Origin of the sequence: Bacillus cihuensis (genome assembly GCF_000504145.1) — a bacterium.
Lineage (GTDB): Bacteria > Bacillota > Bacilli > Bacillales > DSM-1321 > Peribacillus > Peribacillus huizhouensis.
Genome location: NZ_KI632495.1, coordinates 1,373,191 through 1,394,138, shown reverse-complemented (window position 1 = coordinate 1,394,138; position 20,948 = coordinate 1,373,191). Strand labels below are relative to the sequence as shown.

At 37.1% G+C, this 20,948-nt stretch carries 17 protein-coding genes; 15 read left to right on the top strand and 2 right to left on the bottom strand.

Features of this window, described 5'->3' with window-relative positions:
* Window positions 1-236 precede the first annotated feature (236 nt).
* The 13 genes from V179_RS0112540 (at window position 237) to V179_RS0112480 (ending at window position 15,820) form a co-directional block, all read left to right on the top strand.
* Window positions 237-1,277, top strand: a complete 1,041-nt coding sequence (locus V179_RS0112540) for a TRAP transporter substrate-binding protein (protein ID WP_028391765.1) — start codon at window positions 237-239, stop codon at window positions 1,275-1,277.
* A 668-nt stretch (window positions 1,278-1,945) separates the two neighbouring features.
* Entirely contained in the window at window positions 1,946-2,956 is a 1,011-nt protein-coding gene (locus V179_RS0112535) for a zinc-binding alcohol dehydrogenase family protein (protein WP_028391764.1), read from the top strand.
* 274 nt (window positions 2,957-3,230) lie between these two features.
* Window positions 3,231-4,241 (top strand): LacI family DNA-binding transcriptional regulator, encoded by a 1,011-nt coding sequence (locus V179_RS0112530; RefSeq protein ID WP_028391763.1) that lies wholly within the window; start codon window positions 3,231-3,233, stop codon window positions 4,239-4,241.
* A gap of 123 nt (window positions 4,242-4,364) precedes the next feature.
* A complete protein-coding gene (locus tag V179_RS0112525; RefSeq protein WP_028391762.1) occupies window positions 4,365-5,408 on the top strand; it encodes a TRAP transporter substrate-binding protein in 1,044 nt (347 codons plus the stop codon).
* A 107-nt stretch (window positions 5,409-5,515) separates the two neighbouring features.
* Window positions 5,516-6,031, top strand: coding sequence for a TRAP transporter small permease (locus V179_RS0112520; protein ID WP_028391761.1), 516 nt, complete (start codon window positions 5,516-5,518; stop codon window positions 6,029-6,031).
* Between the two features lie 4 nt (window positions 6,032-6,035).
* On the top strand, window positions 6,036-7,316 hold the full coding sequence (locus V179_RS0112515) for a TRAP transporter large permease (protein ID WP_028391760.1): 1,281 nt from the start codon (window positions 6,036-6,038) through the stop codon (window positions 7,314-7,316).
* Between the two features lie 55 nt (window positions 7,317-7,371).
* Complete coding sequence (locus tag V179_RS0112510) at window positions 7,372-8,334, top strand: sugar kinase (protein ID WP_028391759.1); 963 nt, start codon at window positions 7,372-7,374, stop codon at window positions 8,332-8,334.
* Between the two features lie 16 nt (window positions 8,335-8,350).
* Window positions 8,351-9,046 (top strand): bifunctional 4-hydroxy-2-oxoglutarate aldolase/2-dehydro-3-deoxy-phosphogluconate aldolase, encoded by a 696-nt coding sequence (locus V179_RS0112505; RefSeq protein WP_028391758.1) that lies wholly within the window; start codon window positions 8,351-8,353, stop codon window positions 9,044-9,046.
* Between the two features lie 209 nt (window positions 9,047-9,255).
* A complete protein-coding gene (locus tag V179_RS0112500) occupies window positions 9,256-10,503 on the top strand; it encodes a nickel pincer cofactor-dependent isomerase, group 22 (RefSeq protein WP_028391757.1) in 1,248 nt (415 codons plus the stop codon).
* A gap of 271 nt (window positions 10,504-10,774) precedes the next feature.
* Window positions 10,775-12,277, top strand: a complete 1,503-nt coding sequence (locus V179_RS0112495; protein WP_028391756.1) for a UxaA family hydrolase — start codon at window positions 10,775-10,777, stop codon at window positions 12,275-12,277.
* A gap of 82 nt (window positions 12,278-12,359) precedes the next feature.
* Window positions 12,360-13,355, top strand: a complete 996-nt coding sequence (locus V179_RS0112490) for a C-terminal binding protein (RefSeq protein ID WP_028391755.1) — start codon at window positions 12,360-12,362, stop codon at window positions 13,353-13,355.
* A gap of 366 nt (window positions 13,356-13,721) precedes the next feature.
* Window positions 13,722-14,426 carry a FadR/GntR family transcriptional regulator gene (locus tag V179_RS0112485; RefSeq protein ID WP_028391754.1) on the top strand — a complete coding sequence of 235 codons (705 nt, stop codon included), beginning with the start codon at window positions 13,722-13,724 and terminating at the stop codon, window positions 14,424-14,426.
* A 140-nt stretch (window positions 14,427-14,566) separates the two neighbouring features.
* Window positions 14,567-15,820, top strand: coding sequence for an enolase C-terminal domain-like protein (locus V179_RS0112480; protein WP_028391753.1), 1,254 nt, complete (start codon window positions 14,567-14,569; stop codon window positions 15,818-15,820).
* Window positions 15,821-16,151: 331 nt separating this feature from the next.
* Here the strand turns inward: V179_RS0112480 and V179_RS0112475 are convergent, their stop codons facing one another.
* Complete coding sequence (locus tag V179_RS0112475; RefSeq protein ID WP_051404943.1) at window positions 16,152-17,840, bottom strand: glycosyltransferase family 2 protein; 1,689 nt, start codon at window positions 17,838-17,840, stop codon at window positions 16,152-16,154.
* A gap of 265 nt (window positions 17,841-18,105) precedes the next feature.
* On the opposite strand from V179_RS0112475, the gene V179_RS0112470 reads away from it, so the two are divergent.
* On the top strand, window positions 18,106-19,332 hold the full coding sequence (locus tag V179_RS0112470; protein WP_028391751.1) for an MFS transporter: 1,227 nt from the start codon (window positions 18,106-18,108) through the stop codon (window positions 19,330-19,332).
* Window positions 19,333-19,489: 157 nt separating this feature from the next.
* Window positions 19,490-20,371: a patatin-like phospholipase family protein gene (locus V179_RS0112465; protein WP_028391750.1), complete on the top strand. Its 882-nt coding sequence runs from the start codon at window positions 19,490-19,492 to the stop codon at window positions 20,369-20,371.
* A 194-nt stretch (window positions 20,372-20,565) separates the two neighbouring features.
* On the opposite strand, the gene V179_RS0112460 is transcribed toward V179_RS0112465, so the two are convergent.
* Complete coding sequence (locus V179_RS0112460) at window positions 20,566-20,931, bottom strand: SA1362 family protein (protein WP_051404942.1); 366 nt, start codon at window positions 20,929-20,931, stop codon at window positions 20,566-20,568.
* Between the last annotated feature and the right edge of the window lie 17 nt (window positions 20,932-20,948).

Below are 20,948 nucleotides of genomic sequence, written 5' to 3'. Positions count from 1 at the left end.
TTGAAAATTCGTGATAGTATAACAGATAGAAAGAAGGTAATGTTTCTATTGATCACTAATAATGGAAGCGTTATCAAACGGTTGGAATCATTAACACTCTATATTTTCATTTGTATAGGAAAGGACAATGGCAATTCGTATTGTAAATCACTAATGGGAGGGGATTTTCAGTATTTAGTTAGATATGTATATTCAATAATATGTGATTAAACATAATGAAGAGGGGGACAATCTGTATGCGAAAGAACAAAATAACTGGACTTTTATTAACTGTAGTCTTAGTAGCAGCTCTATTTTTAACGGCTTGTAGCAGTGGAGGTACTTCAACAAAAACTGGAAGTGGAAATGAAAGTTCTGGAAAAGGCAAACGCACATTGCGAATTAGTATGGGGGTAAACGAAGAAAGTCCATCATATGCCGGAGCTGTGAAATTTAAGGAGATCGTTGAAAGTAAAACGGATGATTTTAATATTGAAATTTATCATTCAAGCCAACTTGCGGATGACCGTGGAGCCATTGAAATGTTACAATTAGGAACATTAGAAATGGTTATCCCATCTACCTCACCAGTCGTAAACTTCATTCCAGAGTTTGGAGTATTCGATTTACCTTTTACAATAACGAATGAAGAGACTGCAGATAAAGTATTAGATGGACCATTTGGAGACAAGATGCTTGGGTTACTAGCAGCTCAAGATTTAGTTGGCTTAGCTTGGTGGGAAAATGGATTTCGTAATCTAACCAACAGTAAACATCCTGTCGAAACAGTCGAAGACTTAAAAGGATTAAAGATCCGTACGATGGAAAATGAGATTCATTTAGATTTATGGAAATCACTAGGGGCTAATCCTACACCAATGGCGTTTGGAGAATTGTTTGTCAGTTTACAACAAGGGGTAATCGATGGACAAGAAAATCCATATGCTTCGATCTATCAAAGTAAATTTTATGAAGTACAAAAATATGTATCTGACACGAACCATGTCTACACTCCGTTTTTACTCTTATTAAGTAAGAAAGTTTGGGATGAATTAACACCAGAACAACAAGTGATTCTAAAAGAGGCTGGAGTAGAAGCAGGGAAATATAACCGTCAAGTCAATCGGGAAGATAATGCTGAAAGTTTAGAGAAATTAAAAGAAACACTTACATTTTCAGAAATCTCTCCTGAAGAATTAGAGCGTTTTAAACAATTAGCACAACCAACAATTGAAAAATATAAAGATAAAATTGGTGCGGGAATTGTTGATGAATACATGAAGGAAATTGCAAAATAATACGAGATTTTAGCTTATGAGTGAAGTAGATAAGGATGCTCATAGATAGGGGGGAGACCTACACATCCTACATACAGTGTAATACTGTGTAGGAGTGTTGGAGTCAGCCCCTTTTTTTGGATCCATTATTTTTAATAATGAATGGCTGTTTTCACATACTTTGTTGCTTTTCAATCATTTTTACACTAATAACTCGGGTTGATTTCCGTTGCAGTACTCGCTTTCCGCGGGCGGTCTCAGAAGCCTCCTCAGTGCTTTGCACTTGCGGGGTCTCCCTCAACACGCTTTTCCCGGAGGAGTCTCGCACCTTTAACGAAGATCAACATCTGTTCGAATTGGTTTCTTGCTAAAAACAACAATCTTTACGAAAAGAGCCTAATGAATAAAGGAAGATTAAAACTGTACTCAAATATCAAAATAAGCTATATTATTGTAGTTTTACGCAATATAAGTTCGGAATATTGATGATAATATGAATATGGAAGCTAGACTAGATGAAATCTACTTTTCTGGTAATTTAGAAAGGGCTGTCCCAAATGCAAAGGATCAGATATCCGAAAAACTATAGACAGTATGAGATACGTGTATGAAACACTACAGACTGATTTAGGGTGCGATGTCAAACCCTTATGAGACACCATCATTTATTTTAGAAAGGAGTGGTAATAATGAGAGTGATAAGTTGTAAGGAGCCGAAACATTTGCAAGAGATAATTGAAGATATACCAACTGCTAGACAGGGAGAAGTAATCATAAAAGTAAAAAGAATTGGTATTTGTGGAACGGATGTACACGCATACAATGGGAACCAACCTTATTTTACATATCCAAGAGTATTAGGACATGAATTATCGGGAGAAATAGTGGATGTTGTTGGAGATGACAAGATCCAAGTAGGTGATCTTGTAACGATTATTCCATATATGGAATGTGGAAAGTGTGTAGCCTGTAGAAATGGTAAAACAAATTGCTGCACAGACATGAAAGTTTTCGGTGTACACATGGATGGAGGTATGAAAGAATATATCCGTGTGCCTGTTGATCATGTATTAAAAGTGAATAATTTAAGTTTAGATGAAGCATCAATGGTAGAACCATTAAGTATTGGTGCACATGCAGTTCGCCGTTCTAATTTAAAAGCAGGTCAGATCGCATTAGTAATTGGAGCAGGTCCGATTGGCTTGGGAGTAATGCGGCTTGCTAAGTTAACAGGAGCTACAGTAATAGCAATGGATGTAAACGAAGATCGACTGACATTTTGTAAACAATGGGCTGGAGTCGATCATATCGTTCATGCACAAAAAAATCCCATAGATCGCGTGAAGGACTTTACTAACGGTGAGTTTCCAACAGTTGTTTTTGATGCGACTGGGAATAAGTCGTCGATGATGAGTGCTTTCAATTTTGTAAGTCATGGCGGGATGTTAGTTTATGTTGGTTTAGTGAAGGATGATCTTATATTTAATCATCCTGAATTTCATAAACGAGAAATGAGTTTACTAGCGAGCAGAAATGCAACTTTAAAAGACTTTTTACATGTCATTGATTGTATAGAGGAAGGCTTAATTCAAATTGATGGCTTAATTACAAATCGTACAAACTTTTCCATGATCATTTATGATTTTGAATCATATATTAATCCAGCTAATAAAGTTATTAAAGCAGTAATAGAGATGTAATAAAATAAAGAAAAAATCTTGAGAAGGGAATGTTTCCTTCCGTTTAATAAAGCTAGGGTGTATCGGTAAATTAATCAACAATAGGAGATATAACCTCTATCACCTATTGTTGTTTATTATGGAATAATTCCTTAGTTGTTAATAAAATAATTTTTCAAAAAAAACAAAAAACATATTGTAATGGTTTTTATTTTCACTTATACTCAATTCATAAACCGATTTAGTAAATCGATTTATAAAAAAAGAAATCGGTTTAGGTAAAAGGAGCTAAAGGATGAAACGGATAACAATAACAGATGTAGCGAAGCTTGCTTGCGTGTCTAAGAGTACTGTCTCACAATATTTAAATAAGCGGTATGACTATATGGGGGAAACAACAAAGTTACGGATTGAAAATGCCATTAGTCAGCTTGGATATCAACCGAATATCGTAGCCAGGAGTTTAAAGCAAAAGCGATCTTCAACAATTGGTGTCATTGTTGCCAATATACTCCACTCATTTTCTACAAAAGTCATTCGAGCTATTGAGGATACATGCAATGAAAATGATTTTCATGTTATCGTTTGTAATGCTGATGATGATCCTGTCAAGGAAGAGAAGTATATTCAAATGTTGCTTGCAAAGCAAATTGATGGTATGGCTATTTTTCCTACAGGTGGCAATTTGGCACTTTACGACTCTATGGTGAAAATGAATTATCCAGTAGTCTTCTTAGATCGGATGATTGAAGGTGTTAATATCGATGCATTTTTATTAGATAATGAAAACGCTTCGAATTTAGCTGTAAAACATCTAGTTGATCGGGGCCATACTCGTATAGGAGTGGTGACACCTTCTATTGAAAGAATGGTTACACCTAGGGTAGAAAGACTTGAGGGTTTTAAAAAGGCTTTGAAAGTACACGGGCTGCCAGTCACCAATGAATATATCAAAAGCATGGGTGTGGACAAGCTTCAATCGGGACTGAAGGAGATGTTTTCATTATGTGAAAAGCCTACAGCCTTAGTTGCGTCAAATGATCTCACACTTTTTGAAGTTCTTAAATTTGTAAAAGAAAATGGGTTAAACATTCCGGAAGAAATAGAAGTTGTGGGATTTGATGATATTCCTTTTGCGACGGTGTTGGAGCCTTCACTCTCCTTCTTATCTCAACCAGCTTTCGAAATGGGGAATAAAGCAGCAGAACGACTTTTAGAAAAGATTGAAAAGAGAGATGTTCTATTCGAGTCCGAGATCCATCGTTTTCAACCGACTCTTTTTCAGGGGCAATTACCTAAGAATTAGCATTGGCTATTTTTCTAGTTAGAAAAAACTAGATTAGATAGATCCACTTCCCATAGGGGGTGGGAAGATGCGTTTTGTAAGCGCATTCTATATTGAGATCGATTATTAAAAGGGGGAAACACAATGTCTAAGAAGTTTTTATCACTATTTATGATTCTAACGTTAATCACATCAATACTTGCTGCATGTGGAACGAGTGGGGAGAAGGCAAGTGGTGGAGGAAAATCATCAGGTGATGCAAGGATCATCCGAGCGGGGATCGGTCTAAATGACAAGCATCCACAATATCTAGGGCTTCTGAAGTTTAAAGAAATCGTTGAAAAAGAAACAAACGGCGCAATCAAAGTAGAAACGTATCACAGCAGTCAATTAGGTGACGATCGCGCAATGATGGAAGCGCTTCAATTAGGGACTCAGCAAATGACGATTCCATCAACAGCTCCAATTGCGAACTTTATACCTGAGTACTCAGTATATGATATCCCATTTATGTTCCCAAGTGAAGAAGTGGCTGACAAAGTATTGTTAGAAAGTGATATTGCAAAAGAGCTATTAGAAAAATTACCAGATCAAGGAATGGTAGGCCTCGCATACTGGGAAAATGGATTTCGTGATTTAACAAACAACAAAGTCGCTGTATCAAATGTTGGGGATTTCAAAAACTTGAAAATTCGTACAATGGAAAACCAACTTCATCTAGAAGCGTTCAAAGCACTAGGTGCCAACCCGACTCCAATGGCGTTTGCTGAATTATTCACTGCTATGCAGCAAGGCACAATTGATGGCCAAGAAAATCCGATAGCAACGATCTATCTTCAAAAGTATAACGAAGTACAGAAGCATGTTTCTCTCACTCATCATGTCTACAGTCCATTTGTTGTGTTATTAAGCAAAATATTCTGGGATGAATCTTCAAAAGAAGAGCAAGACATTTTGGTTAAAGCAGCAAAAGAAGCTGGCGATTACTCACGTAAGCTAAACCGTGAAGCAAACAGTACATATATTGCTGAATTAGAACAAGAAGGAATGACAGTTACAGAGATTACTCCTGAAGCACGTGAAGAAATGAAAGCGATTACGGATCCAGTTGTGGAAAAATTCTCCGACAAAATTGGGAAAGACACGATTGACAGAATGAGGAAAGCCGTCGAAGAGGCAGGCAAGTAAAAAAACCGCTAAAAATAAAGGGAGGAGAGATCTTTACTTACTCCCTTTATTTTGGCACAAGTTAATAAAACAAAACCTGAATAATCTACTTTTAAGGGGGGAAACGGATGTCTCTATTAAAGAAGTTCGATCGTTACTTTGAAGAGTCCATTATTGCGGTTATTTTTTCAGGAATGGTCATTTTAACGTTTGCGCAAGTATTATCACGATTTGTATTTAACATTTCAATTGGATGGACAGAGGAAATCTCGCGTTATTTCTTTGTTTGGTTAATCTACCTATCTGCTGCTATGGCTGCCAAGCATGGCCGTCATATTCGAGTTGAAATTATTGATACATTCTTTCCGCGATCTATTTCAAAATGGTTTGGGCTCTTATCGGATATATTATGGGTCGCCTTTACGATTTTCGTTGCATTTTACGGCTATGAAATGGTCATGATGATGATGGGGCATGGACAACTTTCACCAGCAGTCCAATTGCCAATGTGGCTTGTGTATTCAATTATTCCTATCGGCTATGCTTTGATTGCTTTACGGGTATTACAAGGAATCATTGGTCGATTCCGAGGGGATGACGAATTATCGGAAGAAGAAAAATTAAAGAGAGCAATAGAGGGGTGATTTGATGTCAGTACCATTGGTATTAGGATTAGTATTAATTATCTGTCTACTTATTGGCGTGCCAATCGCTTTCTCGATGGGGATTGCAACAGTTTCAGCTTTACTAGTAGGAGGCATACCAGCTTCATTTATGGCTCAGCAAGCTTTTACAGCCGTTGATTCCTTCCCGCTTATGGCTGTACCGTTCTTTATTTTAGCAGGAGCCTTAATGGAAACTGGTGGTCTGTCAAAAAGAATTATTAACGTCGCCCAAGAAATGATGGGTAATATTACTGGTGGGTTTGGGATTGTAACCATTATTGCCTGTTCCATCTTTGCGGCGATTTCTGGTTCTAGTCCAGCTACAGTTGCTGCAATTGGATCGATCATGATTCCGGCGATGGTTGCTAGAGGATATAGTAAAGATTTTGCTTCGGCAGTTGCTGGTTCAGGAGGTGGTTTAGGGATTGTTATCCCACCATCGATTCCAATGATTATTTATGGTGTTGTGACAGGTGTTTCGATTGGCGATATGTTTTTAGCAGGATTCGTTCCTGGTATTTTCTTAGCGCTTTTAATGATTCTAGTAGTCTATCTTATTTCTAAAAGGAGAGGCTATGTTGGGACTGGACAAAAGTTCAATTTTGGCCGATTTGCTAGAACGACAAAGAATGCTTTCTGGGCTTTAATGGCACCGGTCATTATACTCGGCGGAATCTACTCTGGGGCATTTACTCCGACTGAATCAGCGGTTATTGCTGTTGTTTATGGATTAATCATTGGTTTGTTTGTTTATAAAGAATTGAAATGGAAAGACGTACCAAAGATTTTAATCTCTTCAGCGATGATGACTGGTACAGTAATGATTATTCTCGGAACAGCGACTGCATTTGGAAAGCTTATTTCGATGTATCAGGTTCCAAATCAATTGGCCGATTTAATTTTAGGAATTTCCGACAATAAATATATTGTTCTGTTATTGATTGTAGCACTCGTTTTATTTGTAGGAACGTTTATGGAGACTTTATCAATTATTATCATTCTCGCACCATTATTCTTACCTGTGCTTCAGCAATTAGGTGTGAATCCTGTGCATTTCGGTATTCTTTTAATTGTAGGAGCGGAAATTGGCATGATGACACCACCGCTTGGTGTTAACCTCTTTGTTGCATCAGGCATTACCGGACTATCGATAGAAAAAGTAGCAAAAGCTATACTGCCATTCGTCGGAATCCTAATACTTGGTTTGATTATTATGTTATTTATACCTTGGATTTCGCTAGTAATTCCAAATCTATTCGGTTGAATAGATATACCCTTTTAAAAATGACTACGTTGACTAGACTTTGGAGGTATATAAATTGAAACAGTTAGATGTAGTAACGTTCGGTGAAACAATGGTTTTATTTAATCCTGAACAAATGCTACCACTTGAATATAACCATAAATTTACAAAGCAAATTGGTGGAGCAGAATCAAATGCGGTCATTGGCCTCCAAAGATTAGGTCATCAAACAGGTTGGTTCAGTAAACTTGGTGACGATCCATTTGGGAGATATATTCACAAATTTATTCGAGGTGAAGGCGTAGATACTTCACGCTGTCTATACACAGACGAAGCACCGACTGGTCTCTTTTTTAAAGAGAAAAAATCGCCAACAAATATGCAAGTCTATTATTATCGCAAAAATTCAGCTGCCAGCTTACTATCAGCAGACGATCTAGATGAAGCGTATATCGCGAATGCGAAAATGCTTCATCTAACGGGTATTACACCCGCAATAAGTGAATCCAGCCGTCAAGCTGTTTTCAAAGCTATTGAAATCGCGAAAAAACATCAAGTTAAAATCGTTTTTGACCCAAATATCCGCTATACATTGTGGGAACAAGATGAAGCCAGAGACGTATTATCTCAAATGGCGAAAGAAGCAGATATCATCCTTCCGGGTTTTGATGAAGGTGAATTTATTACAGGTAAATCAACACCAGAAGAAATTGCAGAATGTTTATCACCGAACAAAGACAAAATAGTTGTCGTCAAGCTTGGAGCAGAGGGAGCTTACTATCAAAACGGTACTGAGCAAGGATATGTCATTGGCTTCCCAGCGCAAGTTGTCGACCCGGTAGGAGCTGGTGATGGCTTTGCCGCAGGAGTAATCAGTGGGCTATTGTGCAACGAACCGATAGCAGAGGCTGTAAGGCGAGGAAATGCGGTTGGAGCGATTGTAGTTGGCACGAATGGCGATGTGGAAGGTCTTCCGAGTAAGGAAGAGGTAGAGCGAATGCTAAAGGGCGAATCAGATGCCCGAGATGTAAAAAGATAGGAGAGGGGTTTTATTCATGGAAAAATTAGCGAATATTCAAAGATTAATAGATTCTGGCTTGGTGGCAGTAATCAGAAGACCGAAAGTTGAACAAATTTCCTCCATTGCGGATGCGTTAGTAACTGGCGGAGTTGGAGCACTTGAAATCACTGCCGATACACCTGGCGTTTTCAAGATGATTGAACAGATTAAACAAGAATTCGGTCAGCGGGTACTAGTTGGTGCAGGAACGGTCCTTGATGCAGAAACAGCAAAAAGAGCGATTGAAGCAGGATCCGATTTTATTTTTTCGCCAATCGTCGATGAAAAGACAATTGAAATCTCGAATCGATACGGAAAGATTTCAATTCCAGGAGCCATGACACCAACTGAAATCGTAAAAGCTTACCAATCCGGTGCCGATATTATTAAAGTTTTCCCAGGAAGTGTGGTTGGACCAAACTACTTTAGGGAATTAAAGGGTCCACTTGGCCAGATTCCGATGATGCCAACGGGTGGCGTTTCACTAGATAATGTTGAACAATTTTTTCAATATGGCGTAGTAGCTGTTGGCGTAGGCGGTACATTACTCAACAAGCAGGCGATTGAAGAAGGTAGATATGAAGTATTAACAGATATTGCTAGCCAATTTACAGCTTTGATCAAGAAAGCCCGTAAAGAGGGAGAAAAAAGTAAAGGAAATGAAAGTAGAAACCTTTCTTATCCCATTTAGAACGCGTCATATTGGGGAGAACTTGTACGTATTAGTTGTAGCTAGAATCATATAGTTATTGATCTAACTTGTTAGGAAGTTATTAAAATTTCAATGGTTCAAATTGGCAAATTGATACATACATTCAAACCAATTTGTCTCGTTTTGCTTATATATTTCAAGGTAACGAGTAATAGGATTTTTTCTGATTAAAGGAGGTAATATGTAGTATGGAAATAATCGCGGAGCTACTGCAAGATATCCCACTTCCGAAAATGGTGAAAGTGGAGCAGAAATTTACTGCACCAGAATTAAAAGATGTGGCTAAAGAGGTTCATACGTCGATTGAAAAAGCGAATGTTCTTACTCGAATTAATCAAGGTGATCGTGTTGCTATTGCTGTGGGAAGTCGTGGCGTAGCAGATATTCATATCTTAACAAGAGAAGTGGTCCATGCAGTAAGATCTGTTGGGGGTGATCCTTTCATTGTACCAGCGATGGGAAGTCACGGTGGGGCAACGGGTGAAGGACAAAAAGAAGTGTTAGAAGGATTAGGGGTAACAGAGGACTTTATAGGTGCTCCCATAAAATCAAGCATGGAAGTTGTTCAAGTTGGAAAGTTGCCTAATGGTTTACCGATTTATGTCGATAAAAACGCCTATGAGGCAGACAAAGTAATTGTGATTAATCGGATCAAAGCCCATACTGCATTTCGTGGTCCTGTAGAAAGTGGTCTAATGAAAATGATCACGATTGGACTAGGCAAGCAAAAAGGTGCAGAAGCAGCCCATATATATGGATTTAAACATATGGCTAAGCATGTTCCGGAAATGGCGAAAATTGTAATCGAAAAGGTGCCGATTATTTTTGGATTAGGTACGATTGAAAACGCCTATGATCGGCCAGCGAAAATAGTTGCCATACCTACCGAACAGTTTGAAACGGAGGAACCAAAACTTTTACTAGAAGCAAAAAATCTGATGGCCAAGCTGATGTTCGAACAAATTGACGTGCTTGTCATCGATGAAATTGGTAAAGATATTTCCGGTGATGGGATGGATCCTAATATTACAGGCAGATATGCAACGCCATATGCAACTGGAGGGCCAGATGTAAATCGAATCGTTGTCCTAGATTTAACTAAAAAAACTCATGGCAATGCAAATGGCATCGGACATGCGGATTTCACTACAAAAAAAGTATTTGATTCAATTGATTGGAAACAAGGTTTTGCTAATGCTTTAACGAGTACAGTAGTCAGTGTAGTGAAGATGCCGATGTTCTTAGAGACGAATGAGTTAGCGGTTAAAGCAGCTGTAAAAACTTCCAATATCAATGATATGAAAGATATTAGAATTGTTAGGATTAAAGATACTCTTGACATAAAAGAAATTTGGGTCTCCGAAGGTATGCTAGAAGAAGTGAGTGCTAAAGAAAACTTTAAGATTCTTAGCGATCCAATGAAGATAAATTACTAAATTAATAGAAAGCCTATTTGCTAATACGAATGATAGAAGTCATGTGAGATATTTATTTTAGAATAAAGAACATGGGGACTGGGCTTTGCGACTTACTAATGTAGCCAATTTACTTAGCAAGTATATGTATTTTTACCCCGAAATCCAGCTTCGCACCGCTACCATTGTGAATAGGTGAGTGTAGCCGCTACGTGATTATCTTTCATGTTAAATGGTTGCTTTTTAACGCCATACAGGCTTTGTAAGAAAAAAATATAAATGGGGAAAAGTGATGACAAAAAAATTCTTTTTAAAAATACATCCCAATGATTCCGTTATGGTTGCATTAAAAGATTTAAAAAAGGGAGATTTCGTAGAAGTTGATGGTTTAACAGTTCAAATTCAAGAGGATATTGACTATGGTCACAAGTTTGCAATCAAAGATATGGCTGAAAATGAGGATATCATTAAATATGGCTTCCCTATTGGTCATGCAATAAAGGCCATTCAACCAGGAGAATGGGTACATACACATAATGTCAAAACGAATTTAGAAGGAAAGTTGGAGTATAGCTATAAGTTTAAACAATCCACTGGAAAACATGGTGATTTACCAGGTAATCGAACATTCCAAGGTTATGTTAGAAAAAATGGTGACGTTGGTATTAGAAATGAAATCTGGATTATTAACACAGTGGGCTGTATTAATAAAACAGCAGAGATTCTTGCAAAATTAGGAAATGAGCGATTTGGCAACGGAAAGATTGATGGAGTGTTTCATTTTCCACATCCGTTCGGCTGTTCCCAATTAGGGGATGATTTAAAAAATACCCAACTATTATTAAGAAATTTAGTTCAGCATCCAAATGCTGGTGGTGTTCTCGTATTAGGACTGGGATGTGAAAATAACAATATTCCTTTTTTTAAGGATGTGTTGGGACAATTTGATGAAGAACGTGTTAAGTTTCTTGGCGTCCAATCCGTTGATGATGAGATAGATGAAGGAATCGAACTTTTGGAAGAACTAGTTCAGTATGCATCAACTTTTGAACGACAGCCAGTTCCTGTTTCAAAATTAAAAGTAGGCTTAAAGTGCGGCGGGTCAGATGGTTTATCTGGAATCACTGCAAACCCTTTAGTTGGAGCGTTTTCAGATGATTTAATCGCAGCAGGAGGAACAACTGTTTTAACAGAAGTACCAGAAATGTTTGGTGCAGAAATGATGCTAATGGAGCGAGCGAAGGATGAAGCAACATTTAGAAATATCGTAGATTTAGTGAATGATTTTAAAGATTACTTTATTAAACACGATCAACCCGTTTATGAAAATCCCTCACCAGGCAATAAAAAAGGTGGGATAACGACGCTTGAAGAAAAATCGTTAGGATGTGTACAAAAAGGCGGCAGCTCCATCATTAATGATGTACTTGACTATGGTGGAATTGTAACGAAACAAGGACTCAATCTATTACAAGGGCCTGGGAATGATCTTGTATCGGTCACTTCATTAGCTGCTTCTGGCGCACAATTGGTTTTATTTACAACTGGTAGAGGGACCCCTTTTGGTGGACCTGTGCCGACCGTGAAAATTTCCAGCAATACGGCGTTGAGTACTAGAAAGAAAAACTGGATCGATTTTGATGCCGGCCGTTTAGTCGGAGATTCATCCATGGATGAACTAAGATCGGAGCTGTTCCAATATATCATCAGTGTAGCTTCAGGAGAGACAGTTACACATAATGAAAAAAATGGTTATAAAGAGATCTCTATTTTTAAAGATGGCGTTTTCTTATAAGAAAAATTAACTAACTTCGAATTTAAATATCTTAGTTTACTTTACAAAAAAATTTCAACATAAATATTTGGAGTGAAAATAAATGAAAAAGTTTAAAGTTGTTGTTACAGATTATGAATATATCACACTTCAACCAGAGGTGGATGTTTTTTCAAAGTTGGATATAGAATTCGTTCCAGCGCAATGTAAAACGGAAGAGGAAGTCATTGAAGCTTGTAAGGATGCTGATGGAATTCTTAACCAATATGCGCCGATAACACGAAAAGTAATAGAGCAATTAGAAAATTGTAAGGTTATCGCTCGTTATGGTGTCGGATACAATACGATAGATATCGATGCGGCAACGGAAAATGGAATTGTTGTTAGCAATGTAACGGATTATTCAATAGACGAAGTATCCGACCATGCTTTTGCCTTAATGATGGCAATGGCCCGTAAAGTTGTGAAGTTAAATAAAGAAGTTAAGGACGGAGTATGGGATTTTAATTTAGGGAAACCTGTGTTCCGTTTGCGCGGAAGGACTTTAGGATTAGTGGGATTTGGGAGAATTCCTCAGGCATTGGCAAAAAAAGCACAAGCTTTTGGAATAAGAGTTGTTGCTTTTGATCCATTTATGTCTAAGCAGAAGGCGAGCTCTTTAGATGTTGAGTTGTTAGAATTAAATGACCTTTGCAGTCAAGCAGATTTTGTTTCTGTTCATTCGCCATTGTTGGATAGTACTCTAGGTATGATAAGTGATGAGCAATTCAATGCGATGAAGAAAGAAGCATTCATTATTAATACGGCTAGAGGACCGGTTATTGATGAAAAAGCTCTTATCCGTGCGTTGCAGGATGGAAAAATTGCTGGAGCTGGCCTTGATGTTACTGAGTTCGAGCCGATCCAGCATGATAATCCGCTCCTATCCATGGAAAATGTAGTGATTACTCCTCATATCGCTTGGTATTCTGAGGAATCTGAGGTTGAATTAAAGCGAAAATCAGCTCAAAATGTTGTAGATGTTTTAACTGGATATATTCCTACATATCTTGTCAACCGTGATGTGAAGGACATGGTGAGCTTAAAAGAAAAGGAATAAGCAGGACTACTAGAGTTCAAAGAAGAACGTTGGTAAGTAGGAGAGTCTATAGCTGTTAAAGTTATGGCAGAATTAGATGTTATAAAGACTACTTTTAACCCGGTTTTACAGGCTGTAATCCTCCGCAACAAATAGGTGGGGGATAAACAGCCGTAACTAATACGAAAAGGGGAGACAACTACAGTTAGATCATATTGAAGAAAGAAACTCAGCACTGGCTTATTGGGTTGGAACATAATAGATAAAATATTTATTATTCCTCTTGAAAATCAAAAAGATTTGTAAATGAAAACGCTTACTAAATAAATCGGCTGTAATACTATTCACTTATAGCTTGTATGACATGTTGTAAAAAGAGGTAGAAAATTGAATTTAAACGCCATTGATAAACAAAATATTGTCAATATTGTTTACGAGAAGTTAAAAGAAAACATCGCTAGTGGCAATTGGGCTCCTGGAAGTAAGATTCCATCTGAATCCCAGTTGACAAAAATGTTTAATGTGAGCAGAGTGAGCATAAGAAGTGCGATACAACGACTTAGGGATTTAGGGATTGTTGTCACGTATCAAGGGAAAGGAACATTTGTTACTGAGCATATTGGTAAGATCGGTATCAATGATTTTAAACCAATCTTGCATCTTAGCGAGGAAGAATTTTTAGACATGATGGTATTCAGGAAGACGATTGAATACAAATGTTTAGAATTAGCTGTGGAAAAAGCAACAAATGAGGACATAATGAACATTGAAGAAGCGCTTAATCAAATGATTCGTTATAGAGATGATTATAAGAAATATTCAGAAGCAGACTATAATTTTCATTTAGCAATTGTTATGGCTTCGAAAAACCAAGTTTTTTTACAAGTGATTCATTCGATTCGTGACATTTACTATTACTATTTAGAAGAATTAAATAGATTCATAGGGGTAACGTTGGAAAGTATCGAAGTTCATTTACAACTATTCAGAGCGATTCAAAATAGAGATGCAGAAACAGCAAAAGAGCTTCTTACTAACACCATGGAAAATAATATTGACAGTATTAAAAAACTAAAAATCCAAAATAAATAATGAGGATGTCTCAAAAAGGGTCTAACCAACACTTTATGCACTGTTTACCATGGGGGTGCTCCTTATATTATGAGACAGCAAATGTATTTTCATTAAACATGTAGGACAACTAACAAGTTTAAATGGAGGGACTTATTAAGATGTACGATTTAGAAATCCGCGATGTAAAAGTAATATTAACTGCACCAGGAGGAGTCGATTTAGTAGTAGTTAAAGTCGAAACAAATGAGCCTGGGTTATATGGATTAGGATGTGCTACCTTTACACAACGTATTTTTGCAGTGAAATCGGCGATTGAGGATTATCTAAAACCGTTTCTTATTGGTAAAAATCCTAGTAGAATCGAAGATATTTGGCAGTCAGCAAATGTAAGCGGATACTGGAGAAATGGTCCGATTGTGAATAATGCACTATCTGGAATTGATATGGCACTTTGGGATATAAAGGGCAAAATTGCTAACTTACCAGTCTACGAATTATTGGGTGGGAAATGCAGGGATGGTATTCCGCTATATCGGCATGCGGATGGGGCGGATGAAATGGCTGTCGAAGAAAATATACGAGCACTTATGGAAGAAGGCTATCAATATGTACGATGCCAAACGGGAATGTATGGTGGGAGTGGAACGACTGATAGAAGCTTAATTGCTACTATGTATGAGAAGTCTACTAAAATTGTACCTAAGCTCTCGCCAAGAAACTCAGCGCCAGGATGCTATTTTGATCCTGAAGCCTATGCCAAAAGTATTGATAAATTATTTGATCACCTCCGCTCGAAAATAGGATTTAATATGGAGTTTATCCACGATATTCACGAAAGAGTTCCACCTATTGAAGCCGTAAGATTAGCGAAAAATTTAGAGCCTTATCACCTTTTTTTCCTAGAAGATCCTGTCGCACCGGAAAATATAGAATGGTTACAAATGATTAGACAGCAAACGTCAACGCCAATTGGAATGGGAGAGCTTTTTACAAATGTGAATGAATGGAAAAGTTTAATTGTTAATCAACAAATCGACTTTATTCGATGTCATGTAAGTTCTATAGGGGGCATCACACCAGCAAAAAAATTAGCAACATTTAGCGAATTATTTGGGGTTAGAACAGCTTGGCATGGGCCTGGTGATATTTCCCCTGTAGGGGTTTTAGCTAATCTTCATTTAGATATAAGTTCCCCAAACTTTGGAATTCAAGAATGGACGCCATTTAATGATGCATTGCAGGAAGTATTCCCTGGTTGCCCAATCGTTGAAGATGGTTTTGCATATGTGAATAATCGACCTGGTTTAGGGGTGGAAATAGATGAGGAAAAAGCAAAAAAATTCCCCGCAAGAGGTGGGATTCCCTCTTGGACTTTAGCTCGTACACCAGATGGAACAGCTGTTAGACCATAAATCAATAAAATTCGGTAGGTATACACCTTCCTTTCTTCTGAAGCACCGAATTATGTCAATGGCCATTTGCTTGCGGTTGATGGTGGCTAGCTAGGACGATATGTCTCAATTTAAATTCATTGGTTAAGCTATATTAGACTGTCACAAAAAAACAAATGGGTGTCCCGTATGAGACACCCATTTTGTATTTTGATGATAAATTAATTCTTCTCTTCAAAGAATTCAAGTAAATATAAAGATTTATTTAGATAAAATACGAACAGCAAAACCGAATTACTTTATTGATCCAAAATCCGTTCTATATCTAAGGATTTGAATTTTTTGAATCTCATCAGTAGCTATAAAGTTCTTCAAAAGAATTGGCAAGAGCGTACCAATTATGTGCTTTGATTTCGTTTACTTGTTCTGTAACGACTTTTGCCAAAAAACTGTCGCTCTCATAGTATTTTGTTATTGGTTTACTATTTTTTAAGTTTTCCACTATTTTAAATAGTATCCTTTGGTACGTTTCTTTAAATTCTCTATATTTTTGTGGATATTTTTCACATAGTTCATGGTATTGCGAGACTACATAATGAATTTGGACGAAATTAAGGGGCTTATGTTCTAATGCTAATGCTAGTACATCGAAGTTAGGGAATTTTTCCATGAATTTATATAAATTATCCATTGCCTCAGGAAAATTATTTGAAGATGTCGGGTGCTCTTGATGATAGCAAAAGGTTGAAGGATCCATAATGAAGCGAGCACCATCTTTGTAAAAACGATAGCCAAGCTCCCAATCTTCTGCCCCATATCCAAGAAATGATTCATCGAAATATCCAACTCGATCAAGCTGTTCTTTGCTAACTGATACATCACCAGTTAAAAAGGCGATATATGGTAGTTTGTAACTGCTTAAATCCATTCCAAAATCATTTAACCCACTAGTTAACACCTGAGTAAAATACCAGTTCGGAAAAGACAAATCTTTATAGCGATTTTCATCAATGTCTTTTTTCGTGATAAGTGGAAATGAAGTGTTGGAAGTTTGATAATTTTGTTTATATTCCTTATAAGGAAAAATAAAATAAGGATCACGTGGAACAAAGTCATCAATATGTTCCCATTGCTGTCTATTGAGGTTAGATGTTAAAAAAGTATAAATCCCCCGATAATGCATTGCGCCTGTTACTACTAGTTTTTTATCATGTGCGTGGTGTTTATAATGATTTTCAATGAAATCAGGTTCTGTTAGCATTTCTCCGTCGAGGAAGATAATTACTTCACCTTCAGAAAGTTTGATACCTAAGTTGCGTGCACGAGATCGACCTTGATTTATGGAAGGTCTGACATATTTAAATTTAAAGGGAGGGTCGAATTCTTGAGGAATTCTAGGCGTCTGGTCATGGGAACAATCATCTATTAAGATTACCTCAAACTCAGAGAAAGCAAAAGTTTGTTTTAACAAGCAATAAAGCGACAATGAAACATATTCATATTTATTAAACGAAGGCATAATAATGCTTACTTTTATGTTATTCATTTCTTTATTCTTGACAATTAATTCGTAGTTTTCAAGCTGCTGTTTTTTTTCTAGCTTCTCATTTTCCTGTCCATATCTTAAGGATTCGTTCTCAACTTGTTGTCTATTTCTTAAGGATTCGTTCTCAACCAGTTGTCTATTTTCTAAGGGTTCGTTCTCAACTTGCTGTCTATTTCCTAGCGGCTTATATGGAACCAGTTGTCTTTTTCCTAATTGCTTTTTATGAATGTATTGTCTATTTCCTAACGGCTTATATGCATCTAGTTGTTTTTTTCCTAATTGCTTTTTATGAATGTATTGTCTATTTCCTAACGGCTTATATGCATCTAGTTGTCTTTTTCCTAATTGCTTTTTACGAATGTATTGTCTATTTCCTAACGGCTTATATGCAACTTGTTGTTCTTTTATTAGCTTAATGTTTCCAACCGGTGTCTTTTTTCCTTTTTCCTTTTGGATGAATATATTTTTATTTGTATTATTAGAGGCAATCCCCATTTTTACTTTTTCCCTCCACATCAACTGAATAGTACTATAGAGTATGATTCATTCCTTATTTTGATATTGGACCAATTCATCAGTTTTGCAAACTTTGACTACAGTAATCGAGTCTTTGTAAAAATCGATTATGATAGACGATTTATGAACTATATTGGAATTTCTTAAGCGGATTTTGTATTTTTGTTTCTTTTTCCCATGAAAGTCTTTTGTGTTTTCGGATAAAATAGAAATATTGTTTGCTTAGATGAGGTGTCTTTAATTGATGGATAATCAGGAGTTCAGTGATAATAAAGTTAGCACTTGGTGTGTTGTCAGTATGGCATCAATTCCGCTTGTAATGACATTAGGAAACTCAATGCTTATTCCGGTGCTGCCCATTTTTGAGGAACAGGTAGGAATCAGCTCGTTTCAATCAAGCATGATTATTACAAGTTATTCAATTGCATCGATTTTTCTCATTCCAGTTGCCGGTTATTTGTCTGATAAAATCGGCAGAAAAAAAGTAATATTGCCAAGTTTGATTTTAGCGTTGATTGGCGGGCTAATTGCCGGCTTTGCTTCATGGAAATTGGAGCAACCATATACGGTAATTATTATCGGCCGAATCCTTCAAGGGATCGGTGCATCAGGAGCCATGCCGATTGTTCTACCACTAGTAGGAGATTTATATCAAGCGGACGATGAAAAGACTAGCTCCTGTTTAGGAATCATCGAAACCTCAAATACTTTCGGAAAAGTGCTCAGTCCGATATTAGGCTCTCTTTTTGCGGCTTATCTATGGTTCCTCCCTTTTTTCTCAATATCTTTTTTTAGTTTCATTTCGATTGTTCTCGTCTTTTTCTTTATAAAAGATCCTAAAGAGAAAAAAGAGTCAAGAAAATTTAAAGAGTTTATGAAAAAGACAAAGCAAACCTTTAAAAATGAAGGGCCATGGCTATGTACCATTTTTATCATTGGAGCGTTTGTAATGCTCGTTTTATTCGGGGTCTTATTCTTTCTTTCGGAAAATCTGGAAAGAATCCATGTCATAAAAGGTGTGAGAAAAGGCTTTGTGTTAGCGATTCCGCTTTTTTTACTTTGTATTTCCTCCTTTTTGACAGGAAGGACAATTAAAGGACATATCGCTTTAATGCGGAAAATTGTACTGGTTAGTCTGTTTCTCTTAGCTATTAGCGTCGTTTTTGTAGGCTTTTCACGTGAAAAACTATTTTTGCTTCTTCTCGTTACAAGTATATTAGGAATAGCAATCGGAGCGATTCTTCCAGCACTTGATGCGATGATTACTGAGAATATCGAGAAAGATGAGCGGGGAACAATTTCTTCTTTATATAGCTCCGCTCGCTTTATCGGGGTGGCAGCTGGTCCACCGGCAATGTCGCTTTTAATGAAGGATTATTTAAACAGTACGTTTATAGTTACAGGAATAGTAAGTATGATCATTCTTTTTCTAGTTCTTAAGTTTATTAAGAGTGAACCAGAGAATGCATGAGTTTTAAAAAAGCCGTCTGATTACTTTCAGGCGGTTTAATTATGCCATTGTATTATACTAAGGGATGTACACTTATCATTATTCAAAAGAAACAGTAATAAATCCCTCTCTACCGGATTAAAAATGTAACAAGACCGGATTATGGGGGAGGACTTCAATGATTATTGATGGGGTATTTTCCGGTGGTGGAATTAAGGGTTTCGCTTTAGTCGGTGCTGTTCAGGTGATGGAAGAACATGGATTTATCTTTAAGCAATGTGCAGGAACTAGTGCAGGATCAATCATTGCGGCTTTGCTGACTGCTGGATATAGCGGCGCAGACATGGAAGAAATTCTGAATGAAACGAATATTAAAGAGCTATTGGATTCAAGGCGAATCTTACCTATTCCATTTGTGAAATGGCTGATGCTGTATCGGAAAATGGGGTTATTTAAAGGGGACGCACTTGAAAAATGGATTGCAACTAAACTTGCTAAGCGAGGCATTGTTACGTTTGGAGATATTCCTTATCAATCATTACGGATTATCGTAAGTGATATTACGAATGGTCAGCTAGCTGTTTTTCCAGATGATCTTGATAAGTATGGCATGAATCCGCTTGAATTTCCTGTTGCAAAAGCTGTGCGGATGAGTTGTAGTATTCCTTATTTCTTTGAGCCAGTTAAATTAAAATGGCGACAGTCGAGCAGTTTGTTTGTCGATGGCGGGATATTAAGTAATTTTCCGATGTGGCTATTTGAAACAGAGGGAGGTAAGAAAATTCGCCCAGTCATTGGTATGAATCTAAGAGGGGATGGGCTTGGCAACAAAGAAAATGAAATTGATGACGCAGTGGATATGTTTGCAGCACTTTTTAAAACGATGAGAGATGCGCATGATTCTCGTTATATTTCAAAAAGAGTAGCCAAAAATATATTGTTTATTCCGATGACAGGGATGTCAGCTACTGATTTTCATTTAACCGAAGCCAATAAAGAGATGTTAGTTGGACGAGGGAGAATGTATGCAGAGACTTTTTTGAAAAACTGGACGTATTAAGTCCTTATAAATCATCTGTGAGTATCAGATCCCAAATAAAGCGATGAAAAGGCTCGGATTCTCAAAAATACATTACCTTTTGAAGGTGGAGGTGCGGAGGAGAGCAGGATTTTGTAGTAAATGTAAATTTTCTATATACGTATGTCGCGAAGCCCCATCCCCATTTCCTTCATATAAAAAGAAAAACCGGATGCTTAAAAAAGCGCCCGATTTTTCTTTTTATTTTTTTTTCCTTCAATGACAGTCAAATGGATATCAGATTTCTTTCTGATACGATTTTTCTTTGTTGAGTTTGCAGCTTTTGAAAAATTAGCGATATTGCTTTTGCTCTTTGTTCTCTTCTTTGACTTTCTGGCAGCTTTCTTAAAAGCTCTTTGCCCAGCATTACTAGGTTTGTCTTTAGTAATCATGCGGTATATGAAAAAGATAGCTCCAGCAATAACGATCATAACGATGATATTTCGAAAAAAACCAACTGGATCATTTACGACTTTTGCAAATAACCCGAAAATTCCCAAGGCGATGATTCCGTAAATTATATAAGACAATGAACGATTCAACAAAGACACCTCCTTAA